At 67.5% G+C, this 16,439-nt stretch carries 12 protein-coding genes and 2 riboswitches; of the genes, 6 read left to right on the forward strand and 6 right to left on the reverse strand.

Annotated features, from left to right (window positions below):
• Positions 1 to 528: 528 nt before the first annotated feature.
• From H162_RS30115 to H162_RS0104700, 3 genes are all read left to right on the forward strand, one after another.
• Entirely contained in the window at positions 529 to 666 is a 138-nt protein-coding gene (locus H162_RS30115; protein WP_020652293.1) for a hypothetical protein, read from the forward strand.
• Positions 667 to 774: 108 nt separating this feature from the next.
• Positions 775 to 2,718, forward strand: a complete 1,944-nt coding sequence (locus tag H162_RS30120) for a metallophosphoesterase family protein (RefSeq protein ID WP_020652294.1) — start codon at positions 775 to 777, stop codon at positions 2,716 to 2,718.
• A gap of 416 nt (positions 2,719 to 3,134) precedes the next feature.
• Positions 3,135 to 3,743, forward strand: a complete 609-nt coding sequence (locus H162_RS0104700) for a PH domain-containing protein (protein WP_020652296.1) — start codon at positions 3,135 to 3,137, stop codon at positions 3,741 to 3,743.
• Between the two features lie 22 nt (positions 3,744 to 3,765).
• On the opposite strand, the gene H162_RS32520 is transcribed toward H162_RS0104700, so the two are convergent.
• Both H162_RS32520 and H162_RS32525 read right to left on the reverse strand, forming a co-directional pair.
• The gene (locus H162_RS32520) at positions 3,766 to 4,746 is read right to left on the reverse strand and encodes a DUF3108 domain-containing protein (RefSeq protein ID WP_020652297.1); all 981 of its coding nucleotides are present in this window, start codon (positions 4,744 to 4,746) and stop codon (positions 3,766 to 3,768) included.
• A gap of 54 nt (positions 4,747 to 4,800) precedes the next feature.
• On the reverse strand, positions 4,801 to 5,418 hold the full coding sequence (locus H162_RS32525; protein WP_084676934.1) for an outer membrane beta-barrel protein: 618 nt from the start codon (positions 5,416 to 5,418) through the stop codon (positions 4,801 to 4,803).
• Between the two features lie 340 nt (positions 5,419 to 5,758).
• Between H162_RS32525 and H162_RS0104715 the strand changes: the two genes are divergently transcribed.
• A complete protein-coding gene (locus tag H162_RS0104715) occupies positions 5,759 to 7,444 on the forward strand; it encodes a methyl-accepting chemotaxis protein (protein WP_020652299.1) in 1,686 nt (561 codons plus the stop codon).
• A gap of 7 nt (positions 7,445 to 7,451) precedes the next feature.
• Here H162_RS0104715 and gcvP read toward each other — a convergent pair whose 3' ends face one another.
• The 3 genes from gcvP to gcvT all read right to left on the reverse strand — a co-directional run bounded on the left by gcvP (position 7,452) and on the right by gcvT (position 12,024).
• Positions 7,452 to 10,343 carry an aminomethyl-transferring glycine dehydrogenase gene (gene gcvP / locus H162_RS0104720; RefSeq protein ID WP_020652300.1) on the reverse strand — a complete coding sequence of 964 codons (2,892 nt, stop codon included), beginning with the start codon at positions 10,341 to 10,343 and terminating at the stop codon, positions 7,452 to 7,454.
• 127 nt (positions 10,344 to 10,470) lie between these two features.
• Positions 10,471 to 10,851 (reverse strand): glycine cleavage system protein GcvH, encoded by a 381-nt coding sequence (gene gcvH / locus H162_RS0104725; RefSeq protein ID WP_020652301.1) that lies wholly within the window; start codon positions 10,849 to 10,851, stop codon positions 10,471 to 10,473.
• 54 nt (positions 10,852 to 10,905) lie between these two features.
• Positions 10,906 to 12,024 (reverse strand): glycine cleavage system aminomethyltransferase GcvT, encoded by a 1,119-nt coding sequence (gcvT, locus tag H162_RS0104730; protein WP_020652302.1) that lies wholly within the window; start codon positions 12,022 to 12,024, stop codon positions 10,906 to 10,908.
• Positions 12,025 to 12,074: 50 nt separating this feature from the next.
• Positions 12,075 to 12,168, reverse strand: a riboswitch (glycine riboswitch).
• A gap of 18 nt (positions 12,169 to 12,186) precedes the next feature.
• Positions 12,187 to 12,270: riboswitch (glycine riboswitch) on the reverse strand.
• Between the two features lie 166 nt (positions 12,271 to 12,436).
• Here gcvT and H162_RS0104735 point away from each other — a divergent pair.
• Positions 12,437 to 12,997, forward strand: coding sequence for an ATP-dependent Clp protease proteolytic subunit (locus tag H162_RS0104735; RefSeq protein WP_020652303.1), 561 nt, complete (start codon positions 12,437 to 12,439; stop codon positions 12,995 to 12,997).
• Positions 12,998 to 13,476: 479 nt separating this feature from the next.
• Here the strand turns inward: H162_RS0104735 and H162_RS0104745 are convergent, their stop codons facing one another.
• On the reverse strand, positions 13,477 to 13,701 hold the full coding sequence (locus tag H162_RS0104745) for a hypothetical protein (protein ID WP_020652305.1): 225 nt from the start codon (positions 13,699 to 13,701) through the stop codon (positions 13,477 to 13,479).
• A 286-nt stretch (positions 13,702 to 13,987) separates the two neighbouring features.
• On the opposite strand from H162_RS0104745, the gene H162_RS0104750 reads away from it, so the two are divergent.
• Positions 13,988 to 16,354: a DUF1631 family protein gene (locus H162_RS0104750; protein ID WP_020652306.1), complete on the forward strand. Its 2,367-nt coding sequence runs from the start codon at positions 13,988 to 13,990 to the stop codon at positions 16,352 to 16,354.
• Positions 16,355 to 16,439: the final 85 nt, after the last annotated feature.

Raw genomic sequence — 16,439 nt, forward strand, 5'->3', positions numbered from 1 at the left:
TTATGCGAGCAGTACCATTATTCAAACTGGTCCCGGAGCCGCTCGATCAGGAGGCCGCTGCCCTCCCGCCGTTCAAGTGGGCAGGCAACGATATCGGTCAGCGCCATCGGCTAGGGGGAAGTCCCGACTTTATCCAAACGGATGACATTCCAAGTTGTTCGTGTGGCAAAACCATGTCTTTCTACGCTCAACTTGACTCGATCAACGATGAGTTCATCTTGGGTGACTGCGGGATGATCTATGTCTTTGTATGTTTTGACTGCCCCGAAACGAAGTCAATCTTGCAATCTTTCTAACTGTGCTTGTTGCTTTTACATAAGGTCGGATGTCCGCTTTGGGCAACTATTTTGCTCGCTTTACCTGGAATGCTGAGAAAAACTTATGGCGCTGCAGGCGGGTTCATCGCGTGCCAAAGCTAGTCCCGGTCATCTTCTCGAAGCACGGATGTTTCGCTTTTTGTTGTTACACAGTCTGGGTCGAAAGCGGTCTGTCGAGTTAGGTCCGCAATCGGCAGGGCAGGTCACGACCGTGTCCCTGATCGACAAGGGCAGGGTGGCGATCGCGCTGCTGCTGGGCTGGCTATTTCTGCAAGCAGCGCGCACTCCGGCCAAGCTGACCGGCAACGGTTTCATCGTGGTGGACCTGCTGGCATTCGCGCGCGGATGAACCGCTTGCATGCTCAGCCGTCCGGCGTGTCTGCTACACTGATTTGTTCGTTAAACCAGATAGTTCACCCGATTGATTCAGACTCCTGCCCCCGAGGGCCTGCCGCCCGTGCTTGCCGGTCCTATCCTGCGCCGCCTCGAGCCGGGCCGCCTGGTGCTATGGCTGGTCGGCAGCGCGCCGCTCGACCTGACCCTGGTGCTGGCGCCCAAGGCGGGCGCGCCCCGGCGCTTGCTCCTGGACGCGCGCCGCTGTCGTGTGCTGCGCGTCGGCCGCCACGCCTGCGTGCACCTGATCGATGTCGCGCTGCCCGAGCCGCTGCCGCAAGACACGATCATCGAGTACGATTTGCTCGTCACGCTCGACGATGGCAATGAGACCGGCATCGCGCATTGGGCGCCGCACCTGCTGCATGCCGGCGCGACGCGGCCGAACATGGTGCTGCGCAGCCGCAGCGACAATATCCTGTTCGGCTCCTGCCGCAAGCCGCATCATCCCGCGCGTGACGGCCTGGCGCGCGCCGACGCCTTGTTGGCCGATCACGTCGAACGGGCCGACGAGCGGCCCGCCATGCTCATGCTGTGCGGTGACCAGGTGTATGCCGACGATGTGGCGGGCCCGATGCTGGCGGCGATCCACGCGCTGATCCGGCGCCTGGGCCTGTATGGCGAATGCCTGGAAGGCGCGGTGGTCGCCCATAGCGAAGCGCTGTACCGCCATCAGGCCAGTTACTACCGGCGCGAAGAGCTGCTGCCCGCGTTCAAGTCCAACGATGCGCTGCGCGACCGCTTCTTCGGCGGCAGCGAAAAGCCGATCTTCACCACGGCCAATGCGCACAACCACCTGGTAACCCTGGCCGAGGTGATGGCCATGTACCTGCTGGTCTGGTCGCCCGTGCCATGGCAGCTGGTGGCGGATGCGCCAGCGCCCGCGCTGGAGCCCAGATATGCAGACCGCTGGCGGCGCGAGTCGAAGGTGCTGGCGGGCTTTTGCCGCGACCTGCCGCAGGCCGCGCGGCTGCTGGCGCACGTGCAGACCCTGATGATCTTCGACGACCATGACATCACCGACGACTGGAACCTGTCGGCCAAGTGGGAAACCACCGTCTACGAGCACCCGTTTTCGCGCCGCATCGTGGGCAATGCGCTGATCGCCTATATGCTGTGCCAGGGATGGGGCAACCGCCCCGATATGTTTGAGGCGGCGCTGGACGACATGGCGGTGCTGGCCGCCACCGCCGCTGCCGATGACCGGCTGGACGCGCCGGTGCAGGACGCGCTGATCGGGCGCCTGCTGTCCTTCCGCCAGTGGGATTTCGTCGTACGGACCAAGCCCACGATCATCGTGCTCGATACCCGCACCCGGCGCTGGCGCAACCGGCGCCGGCCCGGTCATCCGTCGGGCCTGATGGATTGGGAATCGCTGACCGAGCTGCAGCACGAGCTGCTGGACGAAACGGCCGCCGTCATCGTCTCGCCGACGCCCATGTTCGGGGTCAAGCTGATCGAGGTGGTGCAAAGGATCGCCACCTTCGCCGGCCTGGCGTTGACCGTCGACGCCGAGAACTGGATGGCGCATCGCGGCGCGGCCAGCTGCATGCTCAATATCTTCCGCCATTCGCGTACCCCGCGCAATTACGTGGTCCTGTCGGGCGATGTGCACTACTCTTTCGCCTACGATGTCGAGGTGCGCGACTCGGACCGCACGCCGCATATCTGGCAGATCACCAGCAGTGGCATCAAGAACGAATTCCCGCGCCGCCTGCTCGACTGGCTCGATCGCCTCAATCGCTGGCTGTATTCTCCGCGCTCGCCGCTGAACTGGTTCACCCAGCGCCGCGATCTCGCCCTCACGCCGCGCCTGCCCGACTTGCGCCAGCATGGCGAACGCGTCTGGAACGGCGCCGGCATCGGCCAGGTGTGGCTCGACGCGCAAGGGCGGCCAGTGCGCATCATGCAGCACAACGCCGATGGCCGGCCGTCGACCCGGTTCCTGGCGCCGGAGCAGGAAGCATCCCTTGCGGCGGCTGCCGAGCAACCCTTGAGGAAGCACTGATTTATTCGTGGCGGCGGTCCCGGCCTGCGACAACGTGGGGCTGCGTTGCACATCCTCGCCATACCACGCGGTATGGCTGTGGTTTGCGCCTTGCCGGCCGCCTTTTTCCATTGCTAATCCCATCGGCACCCACGACCATTGGTTCAGCCCAGGCATCAGGCGACGGAATATGGGGCCGCTGTCCCTCAACGTCGATGATATGGAGTCGTGGGTCTTGTCAGGGGCCCCAGGGCTGCTTCGTGAAACGGGCATCAACATCGACCTGTGCTCGACCGTCGCCGCGCACCAGGCAGACCGGGCGCGGCGCTTCCGGCGCAAGGGGTTAAACTGAGAAAAACCAATGTGCGGACCCGGAGAAGATATTTATCGTCGTCGACTAGTGTTAATGTAGTTGCTTTCATCACACAAGGGCGATCATGTTCAAGAAACTGGCGGCGGAAGCACTGGGCATCAGCGATATCGGCGTCATCGTCGGGCCTGCGGACTACAGCAAGGTCGACGCGGACGATTACCTGTTCAGCGAAGACGGTGAACAGATTTTCTTTCTCATCAAAAGCAAGAAGGACGAGTACTGCTTCACCAACCTCGCGCTGATCCATGTGGACGGCGACTCGGCCGTGTCGTCGAAGCGCTCGATCAAACGCTACGACTATGCGTCGCACCGGATCTCCGGCGTCAGCATCGAGACCGCCGGTACGCTGGACATGGATATCGAACTCAAGTTCAACCTGGACAACACGCTATTCTCGATCGACGTCAAGAAGACCTTCATCGAACAGCTCAAGGACATCTACAAGGCCTTGATTTCGATTGGAAAGCAGCAGCAGCGCGATGCGGTGTCCCGCGACAATGCGCTGCGTGCGCTGGATGCCACGGCCTCCGTGCACAAGCTCAATATCGCCCCGGGTGCAGGCAGTCTCGTCAGCCAATACAGTGAACTGCTGGCGGCCTTGAACACCGCCATGCTCGATACGCACACCAAGCGCGATTTCAGTGACGTGTTTACCAAGTACATTCACAGCTGAAGGATCATTGGTCAGACATCCGCTAGCGCGGCGCCGCCAGGGTCTGGGTGCGCGCCGTGCCGTCCGGCGCGGTCACGCGCAGCTGGACCGGCAGCCAGTCGCGCTGCGGCGCCAGCCATACCTCCAGCCGCCCGGATCCGGGCGGCGCCAGACGCACCAGCCGCACCGCCTCGAACGCGCCGCCTCCCGTCTCCACGTTTTCCTTTCCCAGCACCTGGAAGCGCGCGATCGCCGGGCCGTTCTCGTCGCTCACGACAATCTCCAGCACGTCCTGCATCTGGTCCGGGTCGGACAGGCCGATGCCGGCCAGTTGCATCAGCACCGACGCCCCGTCCTGCGCGCCGGGAGCCAGGCGCGTACTCTTTCCTCCGTCGACGATGGCCATGCGCTCGCGGTCGAACAGCGTGGCGGCGGCGCCCGTACCGGAAGCCAGGGTGGCGCGCAGCGGCGCGATGCCGGCATCGTCGGTGCCGCCTTCGCTGGCGCGTTCGCCAAGCACGCCGTCGAGGCGCAGGCGATAGGTGTTGCCGTCGCTTTCCCAGTCCAGCCGCGCGCTGCCTTCGGCGGCGGGCGCGGCGCCGGGCGTACTGCGCACCACCACGTAGTCCAGCCGCGCCGAAGGCGGCGGGGTGACGCGGTAGCGTCCGGGCATCTGCATCGGAACCGTCGTACCGCCCGCTCCGCCCGGCGCGGTGTCGATCGGTGCGGGAGCTGCGGATTGCGCGGGCGCGGCCGCCACCAGGGAAGGAAGCCTGGTGTCCGCGGCCGCCGTCTTCGGCACGCCCGCTGCGGGCGCGGGATCGGGCAGGGGCGCAGCGACGGGCGCGGGGGAGGGGGTGGGGCGGCTTTCCGCCAGGCGCAGCGCGAGTGGACCCATCGGCGCCAGGTCGGGCGGCGCGAGGCGCACATCGAGCAAGGAGAGGGCGAGCAGGTGGGCCAGCAGCGAGGCCAGGCACAGGCAGGCAAGCCGGCCGTGCCGGGACAGGAATACGGAAAAGCGCATCGCGCTAGTGTAACCGGGGCGGCCTGCCGGCGCACCCCTGGCCGGGCGGACCGCTCAGAAGCCGACCTTCAGTTTCGCCTTCAGGCCTTCGGCATTCGAACTGCGGCCCAGTTGCTTGGCCGGGTTGCCATAGCTTACGTATTCCGCAGTGACGGTCGCCTGGTCGCTCAGCTTGTATTGCGCGCCCACGCCGGAGTAGGGACCGGTATCGCTGGCGTCGCCGCGCCTGGCCTTGCGCTGGCTGTAGGCGATGCCGAGCTTGCCATAGGCCGTCAGGCGCTCCGTGAGCGGCACCGAGTATTTTCCGGCCGCATAACTGCTGAAGCCATCGACGCCGAGGGCGCCCGCGCGCTCGTCGGCGCGGCCTTCCTCGACATAGTGGAAACCGCGGTTGCGCAGGTCGACGTAGCCGCCTTCGATGGCCAGGTTCGGGCTGAACTGGAAGCCGCCGACCAGCTTGGGCGTGGTGCGGTAGCCGCCCGGGATCAGCTTGTCGTTGGGGTTGTCCGTTTCGTTGGCGCCATACGCGCGCGGAACAGGCTGGATGCCGGCGAACGGGTTGGCCGGCTCCACTGGCGTCAGCCAGGGCGCGACAGGCTGCTCCACGCGTTGCGCGTGGGCGCTGCCGATGGCAAGAAGTCCCATGGCCAGTGCGGAACACAATGCTTTCATGCGTCTTCCTCTCTGTTATCGCGGACGGTGGTGTGATCCAGGACGGTACGACGAGGCGGCATAGCAGTTTGTCATTACAGCATACGCTTGAGTTGCAAGCAACTGGACCGTCGGAGTCCGTTGCCAAGCCATCACAAGCGACCGCGGCGCCGGGGGCCTGGACCGTCGCATTGCCGGTTTGCGCAAGAACAAACGAGCGGCTGGAGGATTCGGTAAATTCATTGAATGCACTCAGGAAACTTTGGGCAGTCAACTGGAGGCCCCCATGAACACCTTGCCTTTCCTGCCTGGAGCGCGGCCCCTTTCCGCGTTTGCTGCTGCCTTTCCCCAGGGCTGAGCCATGCTGGCCCGCCTCCGCATCGGCCCCAAGCTGCTGCTCGCGCCCGGCGCCGTGCTGCTCCTGCTGGTCCTGCTGTCCTGGGCCGCCTATGTCGCCATGGTACGCCAGAACGGGTCGCTGGAGAGCATCGTCGGCCGGCGCGCCACCGGCATGCGCGCCGCCGCCAGCCTGGCGGTCCAGTCGCAGAAGGCGCACGCCGACATCTACCGCCTGCTGAGCTGGGTGGGCGGCAGCTTCCCGGCCGCGCGCACCGAACCGCTGCGGCGCGACATCCTGGTCCAGCACAGCCGGATCCAGGACGGCTTCGACGCGCTGGCCCGGGCGACGGCGCCCGGCAGCGAGCGCGGCCAGGTGGAGCAGGCCGGGGCGGCGCACCGCGCCTATGCGCGCGCGGTGCGCGACGTGATCGACCTGGCGCCGCTGGACGGCTCGATCGGCGCCAACGCCATGCTCAAGGCCGAGGGCGCGTTTACCGTGGTCGCGCAGCGCCTGGCCGAGCTGGCGGCGATCGAAGAGACGCTGTCGCGCCAGGCCGCCAGCCGCGCGCGCGCCGACTTCCGCCTGATCGCGCTGCTGATGCCGGCCGTGGTGCTGCTCGCGATCGCCCTGTCGCTGGCGATCACGTTCGCGGTGCGGCGCCGGCTGCTGGCCGAGATCCACGACATCAAGGCGGCCGCCAGCGGGCTGGCGAGCGGCGACCTGACGGTGCGCGAGCGCAGCTACGGCGACGACGAGATCGGCGACACCGCGCGCGCGCTCGACGCCAGCATCCGCAACCTGAACGGCACCCTGCGCGGCGTCCTCGATTGCGCGCGCCTGATCGGCGCCGCCTCGCGCGACATCAAGCTGGGCAACCTGAGCCTGGGCAGCCGCGCCGTGTATCGAGCCGGCGCGATGACGCATGCCGCCGGCTCGATGCAGGAGCTGGCGGCCACCGTCAGCCTGACCGCCGACAGCGCGCTGGCGGCGAACCAGGCGGCCGCCGCGATGGGCAGCGCGCTCGACCAGGGCGGCGGCGTGGTGGAGCGGCTGGTGGCGACCCTGGAATCGGGCAAGCGCAGCGCGCAGCGGGTGGTGGAAATCGTCGACCAGCTCGACCTGGTCGCCGGCGAGACCGGGACCCTGGCGCTGAACGCGGCCCTGGATGCGGCGCGCGCGGCGCCCGGCGGGCCTTGCGGGGCGGCTGGCGTGGCGGCGGTCGCATCCGGCGTGCGCGCGCTGGCGCGGCGCGTGGCCGCGGCATCGACCGAGATCCGCGCCCTGGCGGCGCAGTCGGTGGCCGAGATCGACGGCGGGGCCGCCTGGGCGGCGCAGGCCGGCAACAGCATGGACAGGATCGCCGGCGCGGTGCGCCAGGTGGAGGACATCGTGAACCGCATCGGCGCGGCCAGCGCCGGCCAGGCCAGCGGACTGCTGGAAGTGAACCAGGCGATCGTGCGGATGGACCAGGTGACGCGCCAGAACTCCGGCCTGGTCGAGGAAGCGGCGGCCGCGGCGCGCACCCTGCAGCTGCAGGCGCTGGCGCTGTCGCGCGCAGTGGCGGGGTTCCGGCTCGGCGAGCCGGACGGCGTGGCGGACGCGCCGCCCGCGCCGTCAAAAGAAAACGGCGGCCCCCCGCGCGAATTGCCGCGGGAACGCCGCCGTCATCCGGCATCCCACCTGTGGCTCGCCTCGAGCCGCAAGTAGGACGGATTTACTCGTAGTCGCTGATCGGCGCGCAGCCGCAGAACAGGTTACGGTCGCCGTACACGTTGTCGGCGCGGCCGACCGGCGGCCAGTACTTCTGCTTGCGCAGCGAAGCGACCGGGAAGGCCGCCACTTCGCGCGAGTAGCCGTGCTTCCAGTCGTCGGCGGTGACCACTTCCGCGGTGTGCGGAGCGCCCTTGAGCGGGTTGTCCATGCGGTCGTACTCGCCGCGCTCGACCTTGATGATCTCGGCGTGGATCGTGATCATCGCCTCGATGAAGCGGTCCAGTTCGGCCTTCGACTCGGACTCGGTCGGCTCGATCATCAGCGTGCCCGGCACCGGGAAGCTCATGGTCGGGGCGTGGAAGCCGAAGTCCATCAGGCGCTTGGCCACGTCTTCGTTCGAGATGCCGGTCTTGTCCTGCAGCGGGCGCAGGTCGATGATGCACTCGTGCGCGACCAGGCCGTCGTGGCCGGTGTACAGCACCGGGTAGTGCGGGGCCAGGCGGCGGGCGATGTAGTTGGCGTTCAGGATCGCCACTTCGGTCGCCTGGGTCAGGCCCTCGGCGCCCATCATCGCGATGTACATCCAAGAGATCGGCAGGATGGAGGCCGAGCCGTAGGCCGCCGCGCTGACCGCGCCGATGCCGGCTTCGTCGCGCACGTAGCCGGTCGAGAGCTGGTTCGGCAGGAACTTCGCCAGGTGCGCGCCGACGCCGATCGGGCCCACGCCCGGTCCGCCGCCGCCGTGCGGGATGCAGAAGGTCTTGTGCAGGTTCAGGTGGCTGACGTCGCCGCCGAAGGCGCCCGGAGCGGCCACGCCGACCAGCGCGTTCATGTTCGCGCCGTCGATGTAGACCTGGCCGCCGTGGCCGTGCACGATCTCGCACAGTTCGCGGATGCCTTCCTCGAACACGCCGTGGGTCGACGGGTAGGTGACCATCACGCAGGCCAGGTCCTTGCTGTACTGCTCGGCCTTGGCCTTCAGGTCTTCCAGGTCGACGTTGCCGTTCTCGTCGCAGGCGGTGACGACCACCTTCATGCCGACCATGCTGGCCGACGCCGGGTTGGTGCCGTGCGCCGAGGACGGGATCAGGCAAATGTTGCGGTGGCCTTCGCCGCGCGACTCATGGTACTTCTGGATCACCAGCAGGCCGGCGTACTCGCCCTGCGAGCCGGCGTTCGGCTGCAGCGAGATCGCGGCGTAGCCGGTGGCGGCGCACAGCATGGCTTCCAGCTGCTCGATCATCTCGACGTAGCCTTCGGTCTGCTCGCCCGGCGCGAACGGGTGGATGCTCGAGAATTCGGGCCAGGTGACCGGGATCATCTCGGACGTCGCGTTCAGCTTCATGGTGCACGAGCCGAGCGGGATCATGGTGCGGTCCAGCGCCAGGTCCTTGTCGGCCAGCGAGCGCAGGTAGCGCAGCATCTCGTGCTCGGCGTGGTAGCGGTTGAAGGTCGGGTGGGTCAGGTAGGCGCTGGTGCGGGCCAGTGCCAGCGGGTAGGCGTCCCGGACGTCGGCGTCGAGGGCGTCGATGTCGACCGCGTTGGCGTTGCCGTCGTTGCCGAACACCGAGAACAGCAGTTCCAGGTCGTCGCTGTTGGTGGTCTCGTCCAGCGACACGCCGACGTGCTCGCCGTCGATGCGGCGCAGGTTGATGCCCTTGGCGACCGCCGCGGCGTGCAGGCTTTCCGCATCGCCGGTCTTCACGGTCAGGGTGTCGAAATAGGTCTGGTTGGTGACCTCGAAGCCGAGCTGCTTCAGGCCGGCCGCCAGGATCGCGGTCTGGCGGTGCACGCGCTGGGCGATGCGCAGCAGGCCCTGCGGGCCGTGGTAGACCGCGTACATGCCGGCCATCACGGCCAGCAGCACCTGCGCGGTGCAGATGTTCGAGGTCGCCTTTTCGCGGCGGATGTGCTGCTCGCGGGTCTGCAGCGCCAGGCGGTAGGCCTGGTTGCCCTGGGCGTCGACGGTGACGCCGACCAGGCGGCCGGCCATGCTGCGCTTGAATTCGTCGCGGGTGGCCAGGTAGCCGGCGTGCGGGCCGCCGAAGCCGAGCGGCACGCCGAAGCGCTGGCTGTTGCCGACGACCACGTCGGCGCCCCAGTCGCCCGGCGCCGCCAGCATGGTCAGGGCCAGCAGGTCGGCGGCCACCACGACCATGGCGCCGGCCGCGTGCAGGTGCTCGACGGCGGCGCGGTAGTCGCGCACTTCGCCGTTCACGCCCGGGTACTGCAGCAGCACGCCGAAGCAGGTTTCCTCGAGCTTCTCGATGTCGGCGGCGGCGATGGTGCGCACTTCGACGCCGATCGGCTGGGCGCGGGTCTGGATCACTTCGAGGGTCTGCGGCAGCACGTCGTCGGCCACGTAGAACACCTTCGAGGACGACTTGCCGACGCGCTGGATCAGGGTCATGGCTTCGGCGGCGGCGGTGCCTTCGTCCAGCATCGACGAGTTGGCGATGCCCATGCCGGTCAGGTCGGTGATCATCTGCTGGAAGTTCAGGATCGCTTCCAGGCGGCCCTGCGAGATCTCGGGCTGGTACGGGGTGTAGGCGGTGTACCAGGCCGGGTTCTCGAAGATGTTGCGCAGGATGACCTTCGGGGTGTGGGTGCCGTAGTAGCCCTGGCCGATCATCGACTTCATGACCTTGTTCTTCGACGCCAGCGCCTTGAGCGTGGCCAGCGCGGCTTCTTCCGAGCGCGGCTCGGCGAACTGGCCCAGGTCCAGCGCCTCCTTGCGGCGGATGTTCGCGGGCACGACCGCGTCGATCAGGTCGGCGCGGGAGGAGTAGCCCAGGGTCGACAGCATGGCTGCCTGTTCGGAGTCGGACGGGCCGATATGGCGCGGGATGAACGCGTCGCGCGCTTCAAGTTGGGTGAGGCTGGTGCGGGTCATGGTAGAGGCCGAGAGAAATGCTGGCGCCGGCTGGGCTGGCGTCGATTGGATGAAGTCGGGATGCTAAAGCGGTGCGCCGGAAGCCGGCGCACCATTGGTGCGCGTGGGCGGGCGCACCGGGTACCGATCAGTTGTCGGTGGTCTTGCCGTAGGCGTCGGCGTCGAGCAGCTGGTCGACCGCGCCGGCGTCGTTCGGCTGCAGCTTGAACAGCCAGGCGCCGTAGGCGTCCTGGTTGATCGAGTCCGGCGCGTCGGCGACGGACTGGTTGACGGCGGTGACGGTGCCCGACACCGGCGCGTAGATGTCGCTGGCGGCCTTGACCGACTCGACCACCGCGGCGTCGTCACCGGCGGTGAAGGCCTTGCCGACCTGCGGCAGCTCGACGAACACGATATCGCCCAGCGCGTCCTGCGCGTATTCGGTGATGCCCACGGTCAGGGTGCCGTCGGCTTCGCGGCGGATCCACTCGTGGGATTCGGTGTATTTCAGGTCGGCTGGGATGTTCATGTGTGGCTCCTAGGATAAGGGGTAACGCGGGTAAGTATAAATCTCTTGTTATTCTCAGGCTGCGAGCACTTTGCCGTTGCGGACGAACGGCAGCTTGACCACGCTCGCGGCCAGCTGCTTGTCGCGAATGACGACTTGCACAGTGTCGCCGATAGCCACGTCGAGCGGCACACGCGCCAGCGCGATCGCCTGCTGCATGCTCGGGCTGAAGGTGCCGCTGGTGATTTCGCCGGCATTGCCGGCGGCGCTGACGACCTTCTGGTGGGCGCGCAGGATGCCGCCTTTTTCGCGCAGGATCAGGCCCACGAAGTTGGCCTGCTGGCCCTTGGCCTGGAGCGCGGCCTTGCCGATGAAGTCGCGCTCGGAGACCAGGTCGATGGTCCAGGCCAGGCCGGCGTCGAGCGGGTTGACGCCGTCGTCCATGTCCTGGCCGTAGAGGTTCATGCCGGCTTCGAGGCGCAGGGTGTCGCGCGCGCCCAGGCCGGCCGGCTTGATGCCGGCGGCGGCGAAGGCGTTCCACAGGGCTTCGGCCTGGGACGCCGGCACGCCGATCTCGAAGCCGTCTTCGCCGGTGTAGCCGGTGCGCGCCACCATCGCTTCGCCGAACGGGGTGTCCTGCACGATGACGGCGTTGAAGGGCTTGAGCGATTCGGAGGCGGCCTGGGTGCCGGGGAGCACCTGCCAGACCTTGGCACGCGCGTTCGGGCCCTGCACCGCGATCAGGGCGATCGGATCGTTGCCGTCGCGGCGCTGGGTGATGGTGACGCCCGAGCCGGTGGCGTCGTTCTGCTGGTTCATCCAGGCCACGTCCTTGTCGGCGGTGCCGGCGTTGACCACGATGCGGAACCAGTCTTCGGCGAAGAAGTAGACGATCAGGTCGTCGATCACGCCGCCTTCGGGATTGAGCATGCACGAGTACAGGGCCTTGCCCGGGACCTGCAGCTTGTCGACGTTGTTGGCCAGCAGGCCGCGCAGGAAGGCGCGCACGTTGGCGCCCCTGAGATCCACCACGCACATGTGGGAGACGTCGAACATGCCTGCGTCGGTGCGCACCGCATTGTGTTCCTCGATCTGGGAACCGTAGTTGACCGGCATGTCCCAGCCGCCGAAGTCGACCATCTTGGCGCCGGCGGCGCGGTGAGCGGAATTGAGCGGGGTCGCTTTGAGCGTCATGGAATCCTCAGGGCAGATGAATAGGGGGAGCAGCACGCCAGGCGCGCGCTTCAAACCCCTCTGTCCTTGGTACCTGAGAGATAGCGGCGTTGCCGCATGCCCCTTCGGTGGGCCGCACAGCGGCCGCTCTCCAGAGTTGAGCCGGCCGCGCAATGCGCGGCCGTTCCCTGACCGGTCCTTTTGCCTGAGAGTTTGTGGGTAGTGCCCCTTCGGCGGCAGCGTGCTGCGCTCTCCCTGTCAAGACTGTGGAGAATATGCCAGCGGGGCGAACCTGTCAACCGCACAAGGGCGTCTGGAGGACGTCGCGGGATGGTTCCTGGAAGTATTGCCGCGCACTATTGGTGCATGGCATCGGGCCTCGCGGTCCGGTTTTGCTACACTTACTGCACACACTTTGCAGGCGGAAGAAACTATGAGCGAAGACAAAGCACAACAGGAGAAAGCAGGCTATTTCACGCTGTCCGGCGACGTCAATAGTGACATGGTCCACCGCGTGTTCGATGCCGTGTCCGCCATGACCGAAGACGGCCTCGACACGGCCCACGTGCTGGTGCAGTCGAATGGCGGCTACGTCAGCGACGGGCTGTGCCTGTATAACTTCCTGGCGAACTCGCCGATCCGGTTCGTGATGTACAACGGCGGCGCCGTGGCTTCGATCGCGGTCACCCTGTTCCTGGCCGGCAGCAAGCGCTATTGCAGCGAGACGGCGCGCTTCATGATCCACAAGTCGCATGCGACGGCTTCGCCCGGTTCGCGCCCCGACGCCCTCAACATCATCGTCGAAGGCTTGCGCGCCGACGATGCGCGCACCGAGTCGATCCTGCGCAAGCACGTCGAACTGAGCCCGGAGCAGTGGGGCGTGCACCAGTACTCGGACCTGCACCTGAATTCGCGCGATGCGAAGACCGCCGGCCTGGTGCACGACGTCGCCGATTTCAAGCCGCCCAAGGGGGCGACGCTGCGCAACATCTGACGGGCCGGCGCCGGCGCGCCGCTTCGCCATCCTTCACGGCATCGGATCGATCGCGCGATCCGGAAACGCCTGTTCGCCTCGCTCATGCACCTTCCAGGCCGTGGCCGACGGCCTCCAGTCCGACATATACAAGGAAAGAGAACATAAAAAATATGTTTCCTTACATTCGGGGTCAGGTCTGTCATTCGGACACCGAGCGAGCACCTTTGCTCTATCTCAAAATGCCGGTTTGCTTATCCCAAACTCGTCAATGCTCGGCTCACAGTCGTCACCGAAACCGGCGCATCATGGACCATGTCGGAAAGAGAAAAAATCTCAGTATGCTTAACACCGTTCTGAGATTTCGCAAGGATTGTGCGTCCATGTCCGAATGACAGACCTGACCCCGAAAAGAACAAAAAAGCCCGCCGGCATATGCCGGCGGGCTGCGACCACGCTTGCGGCGGACCCCCGGCGCCACACGCCGGGACCGCGCAGCATCAGCGCTTGTCGTTCTTGTGGCTCTGGCGGCCTGCCTCGGCGTGCTGCTCCGGGGTGCCACCGCGGGTGCCGCCGCCCGAGCCCGAGCGCGAGCCGGAGCCCGAACCCGATTGCTTGTTGCCGTCGTTCTTGTGGCTTTGACGACCGGCTTCAGCGTGCTGTTCGCGCGAACCGCCCTGGTTGCCCGAGCGCGAGCCCGACTTGTTTCCTTGATTCGAGGCCATGATGTTTCCTTTCAGTGTGGGGTGGTGTCCTCATCGGCGTATGCATCTCATTATCGATAGCATTTCCGGCGAATCAATAATGCTTGCCGTACTGATGAATCGGTATCGGATCACCGCCTGATGCAGTGTAGGACGCACTCCTACCATCTGAAAGCATTAATTTGCCGCGGAGACCGTTAGCGAACGCACCTTATTGCTGAGTTAACCGGCCAATCTGCAGTTGATCATTGCCTTGCGGAAATAATATGGCACAATAGGGGTTCGATCGCATTTCCGTCCCGAAGCCATGGTCAGCCCATCCGCCCAGACACCCGCCGCACGCAAGGCCGCCGCGCAGCAGGAGACGCTGGCCGGGCTGGTCGCGATCGCGGGCCGCCACGCCGGCGGGCAGCTGATGGAGATGGCGAACCGCATGGTCGCCGCCATGCTCGACCTGACGACCGGCGACGCCGACGCCAGGCTGGCCGGGCGCCGCATCCGCTCCGGCAATCTCCTGAAGGAGAATGCCTATGCCTGGTTCCACCTGGCCTGCAGCGGGATCGAGCTGGCGCTGCGGCGCGAGATCGACCAGCTGCTGCCGGCGCCGCGCGCGGCCGCCGCACCGGTCGCCCTGAGCCTGGTGCCGCTGGAGGAGATCGACCAGCGCCTGGCCTTCGGTGCGCTCAGCCGGCCGTTCGACATCCAGTATTCGGAACAACTGGCCTGCCTCGGGGTGCGCCTGGGCGTGCTGCTGGGGCGCGACCTGGTGCGCGCGGCGCACAACCCGTTTCGCCCCGAGGTGTTCCTGGCCGCGCTGGAAGAGGCGTGGCGCGAGTTCGAGCCCGACACCGAGGCCCACGGCCTGGCCGCGCCGCTGCTGCGCCCGGGGATCATGTTCGACCTCGGCCCCTTGTACGAGGCGCTGAACGAGGCGCTCAAGCCGGCGCGCGCCGGCGCGGAAGGCCGCTTCAGCAAGACCGACGACAGCGCGGCGCGCAAGGCCGAGCGCGCGCGCCGGGAGGCGAACGTGTCGCAGCAGTTGCGCCAGCTGTTCGGCGCGGACGGCGCGCCGCCGGACGCCGCGCTCGAGATACCCCTGATCCCGGACCTGCCCCAGGGCAGCGGCGGCTGGCGTCCGAGCAGGGCCGCCGGCTTCGCGGTGGCCGCGCCCGTCACGGCGCCGGTGCCGGCCGCTGTCGCCGCATCCGCGCCCGCCACAGGCCCCCAGCCGGCCGCCGGTTTCGTCGCCCTTGCGCCGGCGGCAGGCGTCCATCCAGGCACCATGGCCTCCGCGATCGCGGGGGCAGCGGTGGCGATGCCGGCCCCGCTGCTCGACATGCTGGCGCGCCTGGCGCCACTGGCCTCGCTGGCGGCCGGCCTGCCGGAACCCGGCGCCATGCCGGCCCAGGGCTGCGAGGCCGCCGCCGGCGGCGCGCCGGCCGATCCGCATGGCGTGTTCTACCTGCCGCGCCTGCGCCAGAGCCTGCCGGAGGGCAGCCTGTCGCGCGGCGACGAAACCACGCTCGACCTGCTGTCGCGGATCTTCGAGACCGTGCTGCTGGATGACAGCATTCCGCAGGAGACGCGCGAGCTGATCGCCTTCCTGCAGGTGCCGGTGCTGAAGGCCGCGCTGCGCGACCGCAGTTTCTTCTACGAGGAAGCGCACCCGGCGCGGCGCATGCTCGACCTGCTGTCGCAGGCGGGCTGGGAGCGGCCGCTGGGAGCGGACGACCCCCTGTTCCGCGCCATGCGCGCCAGCGTCGACAAGGTCCGCTCCCAGGAACAGCCCGAGTTCGCCGCCGCCGTGGCCGAGCTGGAAGCCGGCCTGGCGGCGCGCGAGGACGCGCTGCAGGCCGCCATCGCCGGCCCGGTGGCCCAGGCCACGCGCCAGGAAAGGCAGGCCGCCGCCCGGCGCTCGGCCCAGCGCGCGGTGGCGCTGCGGCTGGCGGGAGAGCAGCTGATCGTCCTGGTGTCCGGCTTCCTCGAGCAGCGCTGGACCCCGGTCCTGGCCCTGGCCTATGCGATCGAGGACAGCAAGCCGGGCGCGGTCGACAATGCCACCCGCGCCATGGATGAGCTGATCTGGAGCGTCAAGCCCAAGGCCACCCAGGAGCAGCGCAAGGCGCTGATCAGGAGCCTGCCGGCCCTGCTCGCGAATCTGAACAAATGGCTGGACGCGGTGGGCTGGCAGGACGCCGGGCGCCTGCAATTCTTCGCCGAACTGGCCGAATGCCACGCCTCGATCGTGCGCGCCCCGATCGAACTCTCGCCGGAGCGCCAGCTGGAACTGGCGGTCGAGGCCGCGCAGCAGGACGCGCTGCGCCGCATCGCCCAGGAGCAGGCCGCGCTGGAAGACCCGCAGCCGGACGCCGATCCCGATCCGGCCGCCGGCGCGCTGGCCGGGCTGGAACGCGGCATGCGCCTGGAATTCCAGGGTGCGGGCGGGGTGCGCAAGGTGCGGCTGGCCTGGGTCAGCCCGCTGCGCACCCTGTTCATCTTTTCCGGCGCCGGGCGCCAGGAAGCGTTCTCGCTGCCGGCCGAGAAGCTGGCCGCCGCCTTCCGCAGCGGCGGCATCCGGGTGCTGGCGCCCGAGGGCGTGGTCGGCCGCGTGCTGGGCGAGGCGGTCGGGCAGGGCGCCGTGAACGATGCCGCTCCGCTCGCGGCCGCGGGCTGAGCCGGCTGGGGCGGCGGGCATTTTATTGGTCTGGAAGCAAGCGCCGATGGTATCATTGCCGTTTTATCGCCAAGCCAAGCTGCTG

It is taken from the genome of Massilia niastensis DSM 21313, from assembly GCF_000382345.1.
GTDB lineage: Bacteria > Pseudomonadota > Gammaproteobacteria > Burkholderiales > Burkholderiaceae_D > Telluria > Telluria niastensis.